The organism is Vibrio sp. SS-MA-C1-2 (assembly GCF_021513135.1).
In the GTDB taxonomy this organism is placed as follows: Bacteria; Pseudomonadota; Gammaproteobacteria; order Enterobacterales; family Vibrionaceae.
This window is the reverse complement of the sequence record NZ_CP090980.1, coordinates 788,600-805,129: the sequence shown is the minus strand read 5'-3', so window position 1 is coordinate 805,129 and position 16,530 is coordinate 788,600. Positions and strand designations below refer to the sequence as shown.

Below are 16,530 nucleotides of genomic sequence, written 5' to 3'. Positions count from 1 at the left end.
ACAACCTAGCAACTTCAAGTAAGACAGGTATACTCTCCGCAGCCTTTGGGTTGCGAGAGTATAAAGTGATTGAATCAAGTCACCTAGAGACTACTCATCCACTTTAATACGATAACTCACTACCCCTTCCTCAGACGGTTTCAACTCATCATCTAACTGCCAACAAATTTTACCTCGGTAACCGATGTCGTTATCCTGCTTTAAAGGTAGGTTCAATTGACATTCGAGGCTATTCGATAAGCCACAATCTGACACCGGTAGCAAATTTGAAATTAATTGGCTATATTCAGGTACCGAATCAAAAATCCGCACATTTGAAATAGGATGTTTAGATAAGTTAGAAAAATAAATCTTATACTCTAAAATATCTCCGGGCTTTGCGCTATTATGGGTGGTTTCTTTGCCATTTTCAGTAATGTTCTTTACCGTCGTACGCAGCGTTAACTTACCAAAATTATTCGCCGTTAATCGATCTTGATTCTCTAAATTAAATGTTAATCCACTCTCTAATTCTTGGCCTGTTTCTGAAATATCACCAGAATCAGCGATCGCTTGATGGTTAATCGGTGAGACTTGAGCAGCGAGATAATAGAGGAAATCAAAAGCAACACCATGGCTCGGAAAAAACAACTCAACTTTACTGACGAGACAAATTTTCCGTTCAGGCTCAGTCACAATGATGGGTGTTGAGATGATCGGTTCATCTTGAGTCAGTTTTCCATCACAATTAAGATCTTGATAGATCGTAACAGGCCAAGGCGCGCTTTTTTCAACAATATTAAAGGTGACGATAGAAGGCGAGTGGAGAGATAATCGATGAGCAAAATAAGCCGTTGTTGCCTCCCCTTCAATACTTTTATTATTATTTTGATCTAAAATTGGGGACTTAATCTGACCAAATTGATAATGATCTTCCGCCTCTCCATTTTGCCCCCCATCGGTACTCGTAAAACTCAGATCAACGTGATGGTTTAATGATTCACTGACATTGTCCCACCCCGCCTTAGGTTTCACTGTTACGGTTACCGTCGAATCATGCCAAGAGTCAGGCAAGAGAATGGAGAACTCCCCCAACGCATTGGTTTGAGTGACGCGTTCCTCAATGCCATCTGTAATGATAATCGTCCGAGTCGCTAGCCCTTTTTCGCCTTGATCTTTTTCACCATTATGAGGGGCGTTTTTACTGTTGTCGTTAAACACCACACCAGTGAGCGGTGCATTAGGCTTAGGCGGACGTAGGCCAAATGTAATGGTGGCTGAAGAGGTTCCACAAAACGTCTCACCACTCTCATCTAATGCACAAGAGCGATAATAAAAGAGATCCTGATCGCCGGGTTGTTTACCAACAGGTGGACGATACTCAACTTGCCGATACTTTCCAGATCCAACAACTCGCAGCTCTCCTCCCTCTTTTGACACCCAATCATAAACGCCGTTATTAACGTCAATCAGATTGTCCCCAACACCATCAATATAAAGCGGAGCATCAAACAGATGAGTTGAATCATTATCTAAAATCGAATTCATTGGGTTATCTCTAAAACGAGAGCGAGGATCAACCAATAACGCATCAGTAATCAAGGCATCATCATGCTCAGCAAAGACCGCCATCACCTCAGCATAACATCCCCCGCCTGGGGCAATAACTTGAGATAAAATTTCTCTAAACTTCTGTTTATGCTTGTTATAATCTGTGATTTCCACATTTAAAATATTGTCTGTCATCAAGATAATACATGACGCTTGCCGAGTCTGTTCAGTGGCAGGATCTAAATAGTGAGTTTCATTAAATCCGAACATAAGCCCAAAACTTTCACCCTCATCGGTCATAAACATTTTATTTTGGATATGATCACCAATAATGGATTGGTAGGCGCTGAAATAGATTGGACTAGTTTTAGGATCATCAAGCACCACTCCATAAGGGCTCTTTGAATTGGCATGACCCACAAGATCATACTCTTTCTCAACACGCCGGCCCGGAACTAAATGATAGGGTAATACTTCATTTAGCTTATCTAAGGCTTTGGTTAAATTTAAGTCCGTCAAATCCGTGGTATTTTCAGACAAAACCAGCATAAATACTTCGGCTCGTTTCTCTTTAATACCTTTGGCAATCGTTGGCCAAACGGAATCATGAACATCGCCTTCTAAATGAAAAACTAACGCTCGCTTTCTGCCTAGAAAACTCAAGGAAAAATTATCACTTAATGCGCGCCACATTGAGTTAATTTCAGTATCACTTTGTGAAAAAATCGTTTCGAGCATGATTGAGTTGCCCGTTAACGCCTCCCCGTTACGAAACTTGGTACCAAAAATTCTCACATCATCGTTGGGTAGAGCGCCATAACTAACCGAACACGGCGCGATCAGCAGTAGCATCAATATACATAGTTGAAGTAGGTTAACGCTTTTCATCGACCATAAGCTGACGCTGTTGATTATATTCATTTTATTCATAGCGGATAGCGGATAGCGGATAGCGGATAGCGGATAGCGGATAGCGGATAGCGGATTAAGACTAAAATCCAATTAAAAAAATACAAGCACTTAACCATCTTTTTGCTCCTTATTTTTTTAAATTCTCATTTATTAGATAAGAAAACCCACTAAACTAGAATAAAAACTTAATAAATCATAACGTTAAATATCATAATCGAATAATGAATAGTATGAGGAAACGGTATAATCTGACAACCGCTAAGGAGCATTAATAATCTTATTTAATTTACCTGAATATCAATTAATTAAAAACAAAACCATTCACCACACTGACCAACCCTCTTTTAAATGCGCATAAAAAGGATTAAATCACATTAATATCCGCATAAAAATGTAATCAATCATCATAAAATTGCGCATGAATGTGACAAAATATACCTAAAGTCATTGGCGTTGCGAGTTTGACATGCTCACTGACTATTATTTTGTTGGTGGAATGCCGGAGGCTGTTAAAACTTGGTTATACAGCTGATTAATATCAATATTTATTTCGAGATAAAGAAAAACCTCACTATAACGACACATGCCAGAAGTTTGCAGACAACCCTCTGGCATTCATTATTATCACCTTACATTAAAGGAAGGTTACTTAGAAAAATCAACCGTTAACCAGACCATACGATGATCAGATGAAATATCTTTACCGTCACCATAATTACCAATGCGTTCATCGTTCATCAGTAATCGACCTTGTTCTGATTCACTCGGCCAAAATACCGCAGAATCAACAACATTAAGATCATGGGATGGAATAACATGGTCAACACGTAAGCCAAATGTACTGGTCACACGTTCAGGATAAGATTTTGAGCCATCTTCCATCACATTCGCTTCATAAGCCCCTTTACTTTGAGGAGCATGTTGACCAATGCTCGCTTCAATATTGACTTTCTCATGTCCCAACAACGCAGCTACCGTTTCTATATAACCATCACCATCAACAGGATCGGCATTTAAATCGCCCATAATAACGAAAGAAGCATTATTTTTCAGCCCACCCTTTTTACCATGGTCATCATAAATGAATTTTTTACCATCGATGTACTCAGCCCAGAACTGAACTTCATCACGATTAAGTAGTTTATTATGCTGTGAAACTGTATCGAACACAGGTGGCGTAGGATGAGATAGTAAAAGGTGTACCGTTTTATTCCCTTTCACGGTAGGAATGATCACAGGGACATCAACATGATTCTTTGACGATAAGCGGCGCTGTTCCCACTCTGCATCGGTGTACCAATTATCACCACATTCCATCCCTTCTGGAATTGGATTTTTCTCATCATCACAATTGGTAATCGTTGGGTTGATTGAACCCGGCAGATCTTTCCATAAAAACTGTTGGAAAGTACGAATTTCCGTTGTATCAAGTTCATAACGAGACATTAGGGCAAACGCATATTGTCCATGATAAAAACCAAAGCCCCACGCATCACCAGGACCACCACCAGCTTGACCATCATTATCTAAGTCTAAGCCACTATTCAAACCGGTATTAGTTGCAAACGACTCCATGAATGGGTACATAATTGGCTCTAGCAGATCCCCGCCATCAATACTATTGAGACTTTGAGGTACGCTTAAGTAATTATTTTGAAAGCCCTTTAATGCCGTTAAATCTTTACCCGTACCATCATTATTAAATTCACCCATTAACATCACATCAGGGCGATTTTTTTGAATGATTGCCGCAACATTACGGATTTGAATCACTTTTTCCGCTTTAATTCGAACCGACTCTTCCATTGCTATTTTGTCTTTTTTATATGCGGCAACTAAAGTGTCTTGTTCTGCTTTTATTGTTGTCATTTCATCGCTTAACTGTTCGAAAGTTGAACGATCAAAAGAAAGATTAAAAGAGGCAATTTTCAGTGTATCAACACGAACTTGCTCCTGTTGATGAGATGGATTAGATTTAGCCATCACTGGTGCTACGCCAGATAAAAGAGCAGAACCAATTAATAGAGCAGAAAGTGTTTTATTAAATTTCATTTTATATGTCTCTCAAGTGATATTCGCAGTAAATTCTAACCACTTAATTTTCACATACAATGAACTAGCAACAAATTCTAACAATTACATAGATTTACAATCAAATACATAATCTAACCGCTATTTTTAAAATATAACAATGGAAAAGCCTTGATTATAAAACAATAATAAAGCTAGAAAATCACGTTTCCTACCGTCTTGGTTATGCGATGCTTAATCATGATTTATAAATTTCACAGTCATAGTAAGAAACGGTACAATACTCAAGTTGTGTGATAACGCATCATAAGAATTCATTCATAGAGACCGTAAAGTAGCCAAATATGACCAAAGATTTTAATTTCACCACAGAATATATTCTCAACAAGACCTTTTTTGCTGAGTGCTATGATCAAACAAGCCTTCCGACTAAATTTCCAAAAGCGTATTTGAAAAGTGTTCTTTTGTTTATTTTTGGTGTGGTGTTATTAAAATTTGAGCTAGCACCAAGCAGTTATGTCGGTTGGTTCTTTATCGCGTTGGGTGTTATCGAAGCGTTAAGTGTCTATTTTAAGAGAACCTGGTGGTTATGGCGACAAAACCTGAGTATGGGCTCTGGCAGTACAGTAACCTTTAAAGTCAGTAATACGGGTGTGAGTTATGACAGCGGTAAAAACAAGCGTGATATTACATGGTGTGAAATTGATAAACTTGAACAGAGTGATTTAGGTTTTATTTTACACATGGGTAAACAACGTCAGTATGTGAGTAAATCTTGCTTAAATGATGAAGTCATTACATTTATGACGGAACAACACGCCGCCTCTAAAAGCGACGAGCATTAATACCTAAAGTAACTGATGCTGCTAATGCCCTAAAGTGTGTTAAATCAATAAAAAAGAGACTACATTAGGGCAAGCAATTACGCTTTCCTGTGGTAAGTTTTTCATGTTGAGCCTTCTATACGCAGTTAGCGTATAAATCTGCCATTTGTACGCTAACTGCGTATGATTGATAAATGAAAAGTATATTTATTGAATCGACCATGGTTCTATATGATTGGGGTGAACGAGCGACGCCAACAAACCTAGTAGCTTCAAGTATGAGGGGTATATAGATTAATCATTATAACTAAAAAACACATGGGTAATAATTAGGAGAAAAAATGCAAATAATCATTGATGATTTATGTGACGGAAAAGTCATAGGGCTATTAAATCAACACCTCAAGAAGATGCATGAATACTCACCACCAGAAAGCATTCATGCATTGGATGAAAATAAACTAAAAGATCCAGCTATTACATTTTGGTCTGTTCGTATTGATGGTGACATTGCTGGGTGTGCAGCATTAAAGGAATTAACACCTCATACTGCAGAACTCAAATCAATGAAAACAAGTGACAACTTCTTACGTTGTGGGATCGGCTCTACAATTTTACAAGTCATTTTATTCGAGGCGAAAAAACGCGGTTATCAAACGATAAGTCTTGAAACTGGTACGAATAAAGCGTTTGATCCTGCTGTTCGATTATATGAAAATTTTGGTTTTAGACAATGCGCTCCATTTGATAACTATAGTTCTGATCCATACAGTCGCTTCTATTCAGTAACCATCTAATTTTATTGATTAAAACTCATTAAAGAAACAAGCGTTAATTTCTTATCATTTCAAGGATGACCTATGAGCGATTCAAAAGTAGTATTAATTACCGGTGGAGGCAGGGGGATCGGCGCGGCTACGTCAAAATTATTTGCAGCCAAAGGATACTCTGTATGTATTAATTATAAATCTAATTCAGTTGTAGCTGAAAAACTTGCTCAAGAGATTACTAATACCGGAGGAAGATGCATGACAGTTAAAGCTGATGTATCAAAGGAGGCTGATGTTTTAAGAATGTTCAAGAAAATTGACGAACAACTGGGTTGCCTATCTGTTTTAATTAATAATGCAGGAATTCTCCACAAACAATCTCGTCTAGAAGATATGACAGCGGATCGTATTAATACTATCTTATCAAATAATGTAACTAGCTACTTCTTATGTAGTCGAGAAGCAATCAAACGCATGTCTACTCGTCATGGTGGGGATGGCGGTGTGATTATAAATATTTCTTCAGGCGCATCGAGATCAGGCTCTCCTGGAGAGTACATTGATTATGCAGCATCAAAAGGTGCTATTGACACATTAACAAAAGGTTTATCGTTAGAGGTGGCCGCAGAAGGGATTCGAGTTAATTGTGTACGCCCAGGTTTTATTTATACAGAGATGCATGCTGATGGTGGAGAACCAGACCGCGTGGAAAGGTTAAAAAGTATTATTCCCCTTCAACGAGGAGGGGAACCGAAGGAAGTAGCAGAAGCTATTTTTTGGTTATCATCTGAAAAATCATCATTCTCAACAGGTAATTACTTAGACTTATGTGGTGGGTTATAAAACCCCTATTGGTTACTATGCTGTTTCTCACCAGTTATAAGTTAGCCTCTTTGTTGGCGGCTAACTCATTTGTGTCCCAATGTGAGTTAGCCATTTATATTGTTGAAGCTTACTTGTAAACATTTATCATGTTCGGCTTTTCTATTTGTTGATTTGGAAATATTCATCATTGATGAATTAAAAATCAAAAATCTTTGCTATAGATCTTATAATACCCTTTATGGAATAAACACTTCAAAAATGATAACTTACGCTTATTAGTGTAATAGAGGTGTATTTTGCACTCTAATAAATGTTATATGCCAGTCGAAATGATAAGGAACATCATGCAGTTAGAATTAGATAATTATTACTTGAGATCGCTGGAAATTTCAGACAGTGATTCATTTTACAGGTGGTCGCGAGATCGTGAAGTCACGCTATATAGTCTATCTTCTTATGCTTACCCTCAATCGAAATCCGATATAGAAAAATGGTTGAGCACCATCAACTCAAGCTCCAAGACCGTATCTTTTGGTATATGCTCTAAATCCAATGACCAACTAATTGGGTATGCCGGTATATCAGCCATAAGCTCTCTCAACCGAAGTGGGGAGTATTTCATCTTAATTGGTGAAAAGGAATATTGGGGTCAAGGTATAGGCACTGAAGTGACAAGGGTCGTAACTGATTATGCAATTCAAACTCTTGGTTTACATAGAGTTCAGTTAACAGCAAGTTCACGAAATGAGGGGGCAATAAAGGCTTACGAAAAAGCTGGCTACGAACATGAAGGTCTTATCCGTCAGTCTGGTTTTCGTAATGGAGAGTTTGTCGATAAGGTCTTAATGTCAGTCCTATCTAGTGAGTGGAAAGGCATATAACAGACTAATTGTTGTCCATTTTCGAGTTAGCTGGAGAGATCTTAGCTAACTCGTTTTTGCCCAATAGTTTGTTAGAGAAAAAAGGGCTATCTACCATTTAACCTAGTATTTTAGTAAATATTTTTGATGTCTCGATAGAAGTTTTCATGGGGGCCAAAAGCCATTAATTCAAGGGTCACAGTACCATCTTCATAGCTATATCCGATTAAAGTCAATTGCTTAACCATCTTGAATTTATACACTCGCAAAAAGGACAGATCCCCTTTTTTCTGTTCACCGATATAAGGGTCTTTAAGTAATTGACGAATTATATCATCTAAATCAGATTTCTGATTTTTATGTAATTTCTTTACGGCCTTCTTAAAACTTGGTGTTTGAAGAACATGAGTGATCTTAGTCAAAGGTGTAAACCTCTAGTTTACCCGCCTCTTTTTCTGCTTTAGCAATTATTGCTTGCTTAACCAACTCATAAGGTAAATCGGGATTATCTTCCATCATTTCGCCTATCTTAGCCCAGTATTCAATTTGTTTTGGTGTTGTACGATTCAGCGCTTTTGCTATGATCGCTGCTTTATCAAAAAGCTCTTGGTCAATACGCACACTTGCAGTAGCCATAATAATTCTCTTAGTTTGTTTATTATCCCACAACTGTAGCAAACAACCACAATTGTAGCAAGTAGCGCAAAACCTATTGGTATCTGGATAGTTTAGTTAAAAGTGAATCTGTATTCACTCTGAGCAGGATATTCTTAATCACTCAAACCCTATAACACGCTTCTGTCCAAAAGTATGTTAGACCTAATTTAAATTCATGGCATTCTTCGTAGCCTACGTATGATAAATTTAATTGGTGTATATACCCAAAATAATTGACGTTGCTAATAGGCGGTAAGCAAGTGAAACCCCATGAGTATAGGTGTACGATATGATTGGGGCGAATCAGCGACGCCAACAACCTAGCAACTTCAAATAGGAAGGGATAAATCAAAATCACAGCTAGGCAATCTTACATTCTATTTTTGATGGCTCAATTTCTCAAATTAACAGATATAGTTTTCTTATATTTCTATTTGAGTAAAAAGATGCACTATTTAAAACTCGCTATCAAAGATGTTTTTTCATCACTACCAAACAATGAAAAAATACTACATGGATTCACTCTCGCTTGGGTCTTGTTCCAAATATTATCATCTGGATTGATGCATGTTAGTCACCATGGTCGTTGGGATAATATTTCCACCTTAGATTTAATTCATATTTATAGTGGTATCTTACTTCTCCCTCTGAGCTTGATATTTATGACGATTGTTATCAAACGTCGTAAATTCAACGATCTGTTTCCATGGGTGTTTAAAGATTTCCATCAATTACGCCTTGATTTAATGTTATTAAAACAACGTAAATTACCACCAGCTCATCCAAAAGGCTTAGCTGCCATTGTTGAAGGATTGGGGATACTCGCGTTATTAATGGCATTATTAACGGGGTTATTGTGGTTTATTACCATAAAAGCAGGATCAGATGCATCTCTTCTCCTTAGTATCCATAAGTCTTCAGTGGGATTAATAGAAACCTACTTTTACGCTCATGGTTTTATGGGGTTGTTACATATTTTCTTCGCATGGAAGAAAGTTAAAAACTAAAAAAGGCCAACGTCAGTTAGCCTTTTGGGGGTTGCTTTTATTGCTTATCTTTTATGTGGTGGCCAACTTAATCATCTAATTTTATTTGATAAGTCACACTGCCGCCTTCACCCGCTTCAAGTACGCCAATTTCCCAATGAATAAGGCCTTCATAACCCTTTTTATTGTCTGCCGCAGCCGGGGTAACAAGGGTGCAGGCACCGGTAAGATGTTCGCCATTACAATCAACGGTAGCATTCAATTTAGAAAAGGCAGGAACACTATCCTTAATCACCACATCTCTAATTTGATAGATAGAGGGGTTATTGTAGGTCATGCGGTAGGTTAAGACCTCACCCGGTTTGGCTTGATTATTTGTAGTGAACACGGTTGAATCTCCCCCTTTCACCTCTTTATAGAGCGTCAACTCTCCCTTTTTGAACTCATATTTAATGGTCGCTTGACGGGTTAACGTTTCGCTCACATCATGATAAGTCGGAACGGGATCGGTGGGGGTTACCGTGGCTTGTAAGGTTGAAATAAAGTGCGGGGTTTTACCATTAATTAGCTGAGGTACATCAACGCCAATTAAAATACAGACCTCTTCTTGCTCGGTTGTTGTGGTGATTTGGGCTGAGGATAATTCAGGATCTCCCCCCACCTCTTTTTTTCCATCACAATTGAGATCTTGATAGAAGGTAGATGTCCACGCGGGAGTCGGATTGATGATATCCAGCGCAAAGTCCACTTCTGAAGGCGAGTTAACCATTAACTTAAATGGGAAGTACTCAAAATGGTCATATTGATATCGTTTATCGCCATCTATAACCGATGTTTTAATTTGACCGAAAAGGAACTGGGTTTGCTGATCTAATAAACCGCTAAATTGGCTATCGGTAGTCTCAACGCCTTCATTCCCTGCACTATCTTGGGTTGATACACCGTCGATAGATTCACTGATCGCTTGCCAGCCTGCGGTAGGTTTAACGGTTAAGCTAATGGTTTTGGTTTTCCATTCGCTAGGTAAGGTATAAGAAAAATAGCCACGTCCATCGGTAACGGCACTTAAGGTTTCAGTGGGGTTATCTGTATTCGTTAAAGTCACAACGCGGTTGGCTAACCCCTCTTCCCCAGCCTCTTGTAAACCGTTATGGGGGGCGGTGGTACTATTGTCGTTAAAGGCATTGTCATTGAACACATAACCGTCAAGGGTGATGCTTTGATCTGGTGGCGTCCCAATAAAAACAGTAATCGCGGAAATACTACATAATGTACTGCTTTTCGAGGTCACAGATTGGTTTGGGGGTTCGCCAACCAGATATGAAACCGTATTCTCAGAGCAAACCTGATAAAAAATACGATCCTCACCTGTAATTGAACCTGGGGTATAAATGATATTTCCAGAGTTTCCGACTTTAACGGTTCCACCTTTTTCACTTTGCCCATCATTTCCAACCTCTATATCACTGACCCCTTCAACTGAGCGTTCAACCTTATCAATCACCTTAGGCGAAGATGCCGACTCAGCAGAAAAATTAGATTGAATATCATTAGCCACAATCGTCGCAGATTCAATCTCAAAGTCTCCGCTAAAGGGCTGCGAAATAACTAACTTGTCGAGGTGGTCTTTATAGTGATCAGGGTAAGCGACGAAGGAAGGGATCGGTGCACTACAACCTTGTTCAGGGGTATTGAGTAATAAATCAATATACTGTCGCATATCTCCTTTATTGTACTCGTAAGCTTGCGAAGCCCCCCCCCCATTACTTTTATATTCAGTAAAAAGATCAGCAGACAGTAACACCATCACACATGCTCCTTGCGTCGTGGTATTTGTAACAGGATCATAAAACTTGTTTTCACCATAACCCCACATCTGTAAAACTGCGTTACGGTTAAGCTCTAGTATTCGATTTTGATCGGGAACATGAGGGTCATAATAACCAGCAGGACTCCACCCAGATAATAATGTAGGGTCACCAGCATCAAAAAGTGGTTGAGTATAAATAGATCGCTCTACACGTGTTACCTGTACTGACCTATCGGCTGTGTAGTTCATTCCAACAGGCTTGCCAAGAGCCGAAGGCGGATAAGCAAATAATTGCCTCAGTGCATCTAGGCCATCCTTAACATGTCGATGGTGTGTAGCACCCGATGTTGGTGGATCGTATCGTTGATCAAAAATAAAAAAGTAAAGTCTGATACTACCTTTTGGATCTCTAATCCCTCTCCTTATCGGCTCCCAAATATTAGAACCTACCGGAGTCCCAGCAGAAAGATAGATGATATTCACTTCTTTCCCCTGAATACTTAAATCAGCTTCAGTAAAACCACTAGCCCCCCAAGCCCCCCATCACCTAATATTTGACGAGGTACTATGACGTTATCGTCAGACTCAGAAAACTCTTTAAAGATGTTGTTATTAATGGTGTTATTACCTAAAGTGTTTGAATTATACAAACGATTTGTCATGAAATTAATTTTATCATTCGGGATGGCTGAAAAAGCCGAGGATACCCCCATCATCAATAGGCCAAAAAACAGCGCCCCCAGTTGAAGCCCCTTATAACGAATGAGGGTATTTTCCCGCCTGTTTCCATTAACCCCCATGGGGAGCCGAAGGGAATAATCAGGTAATAATAATTTGGTTAAACGATGCGGATGTCTGTCACTGACGGCAGAACTCGCTATCGCTTTATTAAAAAAACTCAAGAACTTATTCATTAAATTCCCTCTTTTTTGTTCTCAATTCTCAATATCAACACATTCCTAATCCATTGATACGCAATGAAATATTTTGTTTTTACTGTTTACAAGAGACCTAGTATGCGACGTTAAAGAGGGATTACAAGAGATGGGGAGATTAATAAGAATTGATAATAATCACTGATGATAAAAAATAATTCATATATCATACAAATAGAGCGTATATCTATTTGAGTATGAGTAATGAGCCGTGAATCAACAATAAAAAAACCAGAAATTCTCCAATTTATTGATCGAGAAAATTCCGCTCATCATACATTACGAACCTTAACGTTATTTGGGAAAAACTCGGCGACGTATAAATTTGCCCTTTCTCATTCATTAATGCAATTATCAGGCAGTGAGAGTAAGGTTCACTATTCAGATCTGCAACACAACTTTCTTAAAGAAGTGGTTAACCATTACGCGATTAACCCTCATCAATTTGTTAAACGAGAGAACGAATTAACTCGCCACATTGACCTTTACTTACACAGCGAACAGACCGATGCGGATTGGCAACAGTTAAATAAAATGGCAGAAAAGAAAATATTTAACGACGTATTTAAAGCGTTTCAAAATGTGGGTTCTGGCACGATTGCAGAAAGCCATCGACTGTTTATTGACCATAGAAAAGAAAAAGCCATTACCTTAACAGACAATTTGTTATCGCTGTTAGAACAACCTAATTTAAAGCAAGTCATCACGGATGAGAACCAAGCAAGATGGAATATTGTTGAAGAGGCATGGCGAGCAGGGTTGTCTCCCAATATGTTGGTGTATAATAGAGAGGATCAGACCTTCTCCTCAGAAACCCAAAATCAACGAATTAACTTACGTTCGGCTGTGGATACATTATTACCATATCAGAATGGTTGCTGTTTTTATTGCAATCGTAAGGTGAGTAAGTTTGTTTTAAGCGATGATGATGACTTTGCAGATGTTGACCACTTTTTACCACACTCACGATTACGCAATAGCCAACTTTCTCCTGATGGCGTTTGGAACTTGGTGATTGCCTGTAAAAAATGCAATCGTGGCAGTGACGGTAAGTTTGATCTTCCACCCGCTACGCCATTTTATGATAAGTTATTAACCCGGAATGTTCTCTTTTTTGAGGAACATAAACACTCTTTAAAAAATTCAATTTCTTTGAGCTTACAGATAACAACAAAAGCGGGGATCAAAAAAAGGATGCAAGCGATTTACAACGAGTTTGAATCTGAAAGTAAATGGCAACCAAAAGAGTTTCACCCTCTCTGATCGTGATGATTATCAAGTTCAATCCCTGTAAAACTGACGTATAATACGCAATAAAATGATATCCCCAAAGTCATTGGCGTTGCTAGCAGACGGCAAGTGAATGAGCGTAGCCAACAACCTAGTAACTTCAAGTAAGAAGGGGATAAGACTTGAAAAAGGATAACATGAACTATTACAACCAACATGCTCAACAATTCTTTGATGGTACTATCTCTGTGGATATGTCTTCACTCTATGATGAGTTCTTGCCCTTATTACCCAGCCAGAGCCTTATTTTAGATGCCGGTTGTGGCTCTGGTCGTGATAGCGATGCCTTCAAACAACTCGGTTTTCAAGTTGATGCTATCGATGCCAGTGATGAGTTAGCAAAACTTGCAGAACAGTTAATTAATCAACCCGTCCAAGTCACCACTTTCCAAGAATTTAAGACAGAAAAACAATATGATGCCATTTGGGCATGTGCTTCCCTACTTCATGTTCCGATGTTTGAATTAAAAGAGACCTTTGAAAAGCTATCATCTGCGTTAAACGTTGGTGGGATATTCTATTGTTCATTTAAATATGGTGATAATGAAGTTGAGCGCGGCGGTCGACAATTTACCAACCTCAATGAAACGTTATTAAATGACGTTATTTCTACCTCGTCACTCTCTGTCATCAAAACCTGGTGTACTGCCGATTTGAGAGAAGGCCGAGAAGATGAGAAGTGGTTGAATGCGGTGTTAAAGAAGCAGGAGTGATTAAAATCGTGCTCTCTTTGTGATACTAACAGTATATAATCCAAAGAGAGCGTCAGTCTTCTACCTACTCATCACTGATCACAAGTTCTTCTTGGAGATCACGTAAGATCATTTTTTGAATATCTAACCCTAAGTGCATTAAAATCAAACAGAAGTTTAAGAATGGGATATTATCTTTTGAGATACTATCGTCAAAATGGCTCTGCTTCCAATTAAACGTTTGAGCTAGCTCTTCATAAGTTAAACCCGTAAATGCGTTATCACCTACGACACGGTTTAGCTGCTTTTGACTTGGTGATTTATAGGTATTTGCAGGTAAAAAAGCATTACGACTAAATGCAGAAAGCACCTTTGGAATATTCACATTTTTTGGCTTACCGTTGATATTTGGACGACCAACTAAAGCCACCAAAAAACACCAGCAAGTATAAGGAATATTTGAACGCTCTAACGGCTCTTTTTTGTAACCCGCTGTCCAATCAGAGAAACGACGGTCAGAAATACCGGTTAACTTCACTAAGGTCGGAAGATCGTAATCATACTCTTTTAATAATGCTAACACTTCTGCGACTTCAGAAACGTTAGGTTTAGACCAAACATCTGCCGGGGTTAAGGTACTGACTCTAATCATGATATTCCTTTGTTTGATAACACGGCTGAATCTTCTATTTTGGCTCCCTATTTAAGATTGCCAATTAGAAGCATCGTATTATTCGATAAATTTTATAAAAGTTAGCGCTAGTATACACCAATTATGACAACAGATTGATCTTCTCTATTTAAAGCTAAAAAATGGAATATAAAAAAACCTCGCCTTCTATTTTATCAATTAAGATTAAATAGAAGGCGAGGTTTAAATTTCAAGGTTGAATCAAATCTTAGCGAGACTCTAATGGGTATGAACGATAACTCCACATACCATAAGTTCTTAATGCATCACGATAAATACCTAATAGTTCACCTTTACTTGGTACTTTTAAATCAGCTAATGGTTTATCTGGATAGGCGACGGTATCAAACGTAATTCCTGTTGGTCCCGTCTGCCAACTTGCAATTTCAAACAAGGTTTGACCACGACGAACATGACTTGCTGAACTGATAATTGTCGCATGCTGAATATGATGTCTTGCTAGTGCATAGCTGCTATATAATGCATTCCCAACGGTGCTGGTCGCGTAGTTTTCTTCAATGATACGATCACGACTGATGCCTTTATTTACTAACCAGTCAGCCATTAATTTCCCTTCTGTTTTGTTATTCTTAGGCACACCACCTGTCAGAACAATCAATGATTGAGGGTATTCATTTGCCATTTCTAATGTTGTTTCTAAACGTTTAAGTAAAATCTCATGCATCGAGCCATCTGGGTTTAATGCATAACCTAACGTTACAATGGCTGAATGGTCTCCAAGTTTCACCGCAGGATCCGCTTTTAATGGTTGGCTAACGACATTATCAACGGTTGCTAGAATCTTCTTAATGTCATTCGCTTTACCGGTGTTCAATTTCTCTAACGCAGCTAACTGCTTTTGAGATGCTTGTTCATTCCCATTAAAATGCTGCCATACCGCTAAATAAGCATGAAGATCCAGATCATCAGGTGCAACAGATTGAGCTTGTTGGAAAAGCGAAATAGCACGGTCGATATTCTTATTATAAACCTGAGCATTTGCGGCAGAAATTAATAAGTCAGTACGATAAGGTTCTAATTTATACGCATCTAATAAAAAGTTAGTCACCATTTCCATATTACTTGGCATTTTGGCCGTAAAGCCAGCATGAGAAATACGAGCAGGAGATTTAAAGGCTTTTAATGCATCGTGGAGTAACATATCAACGACTTGTCTTTTCGTGACATAATCGGCGTAATTCACTTGAGACTGAACAGCGGGACTACTTGGCGCATCAACCGATTGTGCCGAAGCCGCAAAAGGAATAAGCATTGAAACTGATAGTGCTGCTGCAACAAGGGTTTTATTAAAAGATCGCATTAAATATTCTCGTCATATAAATAAGATGAATAAATCTTAACGATTAAACAAATAATGAATTGAGACAAAAGTCACATTCTAAAAAGATAGTACCCATTGAAAAATGAAATTTATTTTTTCAGATTTATAATTATTTTTATCCATTTAAATCAATGTCTTTTATCACCTGAAAAATAACCCTCTATATAATGATCAACGCTATTCTGTTTATTTATCCTCAGTAACTCGATACTTCTCATCTTAAAACAACAGACCATTAAATTAACTTAGTTAATAATTAGCGAAAATAACCATTGACAACCTATACCATACTCTATAGAATCCCTCGCCGACAAACAGGGACAAAGAAAAAGTTATTGTTTATTAATAACTTAATTATAATATCAGCTGATCTTT

At 38.3% G+C, this 16,530-nt stretch carries 15 protein-coding genes; 7 read left to right on the top strand and 8 right to left on the bottom strand.

Going from position 1 to position 16,530, the window contains the following annotated elements; genetic code table 11:
* Window positions 1-90 precede the first annotated feature (90 nt).
* Both L0B53_RS03540 and L0B53_RS03535 read right to left on the bottom strand, forming a co-directional pair.
* Window positions 91-2,451, bottom strand: a complete 2,361-nt coding sequence (locus L0B53_RS03540; RefSeq protein ID WP_235059098.1) for a hypothetical protein — start codon at window positions 2,449-2,451, stop codon at window positions 91-93.
* Between the two features lie 636 nt (window positions 2,452-3,087).
* Window positions 3,088-4,494, bottom strand: a complete 1,407-nt coding sequence (locus L0B53_RS03535) for an endonuclease/exonuclease/phosphatase family protein (protein WP_235059097.1) — start codon at window positions 4,492-4,494, stop codon at window positions 3,088-3,090.
* 323 nt (window positions 4,495-4,817) lie between these two features.
* Between L0B53_RS03535 and L0B53_RS03530 the strand changes: the two genes are divergently transcribed.
* The 4 genes from L0B53_RS03530 (at window position 4,818) to L0B53_RS03515 (ending at window position 7,773) form a co-directional block, all read left to right on the top strand.
* On the top strand, window positions 4,818-5,318 hold the full coding sequence (locus tag L0B53_RS03530) for a DUF308 domain-containing protein (protein WP_235059096.1): 501 nt from the start codon (window positions 4,818-4,820) through the stop codon (window positions 5,316-5,318).
* A gap of 320 nt (window positions 5,319-5,638) precedes the next feature.
* Window positions 5,639-6,094: a GNAT family N-acetyltransferase gene (locus L0B53_RS03525; protein WP_235059095.1), complete on the top strand. Its 456-nt coding sequence runs from the start codon at window positions 5,639-5,641 to the stop codon at window positions 6,092-6,094.
* A gap of 63 nt (window positions 6,095-6,157) precedes the next feature.
* Complete coding sequence (locus L0B53_RS03520; protein ID WP_235059094.1) at window positions 6,158-6,910, top strand: SDR family oxidoreductase; 753 nt, start codon at window positions 6,158-6,160, stop codon at window positions 6,908-6,910.
* A gap of 326 nt (window positions 6,911-7,236) precedes the next feature.
* Entirely contained in the window at window positions 7,237-7,773 is a 537-nt protein-coding gene (locus tag L0B53_RS03515; protein WP_235059093.1) for a GNAT family N-acetyltransferase, read from the top strand.
* A gap of 110 nt (window positions 7,774-7,883) precedes the next feature.
* On the opposite strand, the gene L0B53_RS03510 is transcribed toward L0B53_RS03515, so the two are convergent.
* A complete protein-coding gene (locus tag L0B53_RS03510) occupies window positions 7,884-8,174 on the bottom strand; it encodes a type II toxin-antitoxin system RelE/ParE family toxin (RefSeq protein ID WP_235059092.1) in 291 nt (96 codons plus the stop codon).
* Complete coding sequence (locus L0B53_RS03505; RefSeq protein WP_235059091.1) at window positions 8,167-8,388, bottom strand: ParD-like family protein; 222 nt, start codon at window positions 8,386-8,388, stop codon at window positions 8,167-8,169. The genes L0B53_RS03510 and L0B53_RS03505 overlap by 8 nt, the downstream gene beginning before the upstream one ends.
* Window positions 8,389-8,855: 467 nt before the next feature.
* Between L0B53_RS03505 and L0B53_RS03500 the strand changes: the two genes are divergently transcribed.
* Window positions 8,856-9,416: a cytochrome b/b6 domain-containing protein gene (locus tag L0B53_RS03500; RefSeq protein ID WP_235059090.1), complete on the top strand. Its 561-nt coding sequence runs from the start codon at window positions 8,856-8,858 to the stop codon at window positions 9,414-9,416.
* A gap of 67 nt (window positions 9,417-9,483) precedes the next feature.
* Here the strand turns inward: L0B53_RS03500 and L0B53_RS03495 are convergent, their stop codons facing one another.
* Together L0B53_RS03495 and L0B53_RS03490 are read right to left on the bottom strand one after the other, a co-directional pair.
* Entirely contained in the window at window positions 9,484-11,688 is a 2,205-nt protein-coding gene (locus tag L0B53_RS03495; protein WP_235059089.1) for a hypothetical protein, read from the bottom strand.
* 17 nt (window positions 11,689-11,705) lie between these two features.
* Window positions 11,706-12,119, bottom strand: coding sequence for a hypothetical protein (locus tag L0B53_RS03490; RefSeq protein WP_235059088.1), 414 nt, complete (start codon window positions 12,117-12,119; stop codon window positions 11,706-11,708).
* A 225-nt stretch (window positions 12,120-12,344) separates the two neighbouring features.
* Here L0B53_RS03490 and L0B53_RS03485 point away from each other — a divergent pair, with 225 nt between their 5' ends.
* Window positions 12,345-13,403: an HNH endonuclease gene (locus L0B53_RS03485; protein ID WP_235059087.1), complete on the top strand. Its 1,059-nt coding sequence runs from the start codon at window positions 12,345-12,347 to the stop codon at window positions 13,401-13,403.
* A gap of 164 nt (window positions 13,404-13,567) precedes the next feature.
* Window positions 13,568-14,143 (top strand): bifunctional 2-polyprenyl-6-hydroxyphenol methylase/3-demethylubiquinol 3-O-methyltransferase UbiG, encoded by a 576-nt coding sequence (locus L0B53_RS03480; RefSeq protein ID WP_235059715.1) that lies wholly within the window; start codon window positions 13,568-13,570, stop codon window positions 14,141-14,143.
* Window positions 14,144-14,207: 64 nt separating this feature from the next.
* Here L0B53_RS03480 and L0B53_RS03475 read toward each other — a convergent pair whose 3' ends face one another.
* Complete coding sequence (locus L0B53_RS03475; protein ID WP_235059086.1) at window positions 14,208-14,774, bottom strand: hypothetical protein; 567 nt, start codon at window positions 14,772-14,774, stop codon at window positions 14,208-14,210.
* A gap of 247 nt (window positions 14,775-15,021) precedes the next feature.
* Window positions 15,022-16,134 carry an ElyC/SanA/YdcF family protein gene (locus L0B53_RS03470; protein ID WP_409202777.1) on the bottom strand — a complete coding sequence of 371 codons (1,113 nt, stop codon included), beginning with the start codon at window positions 16,132-16,134 and terminating at the stop codon, window positions 15,022-15,024.
* Window positions 16,135-16,530 lie beyond the last annotated feature (396 nt).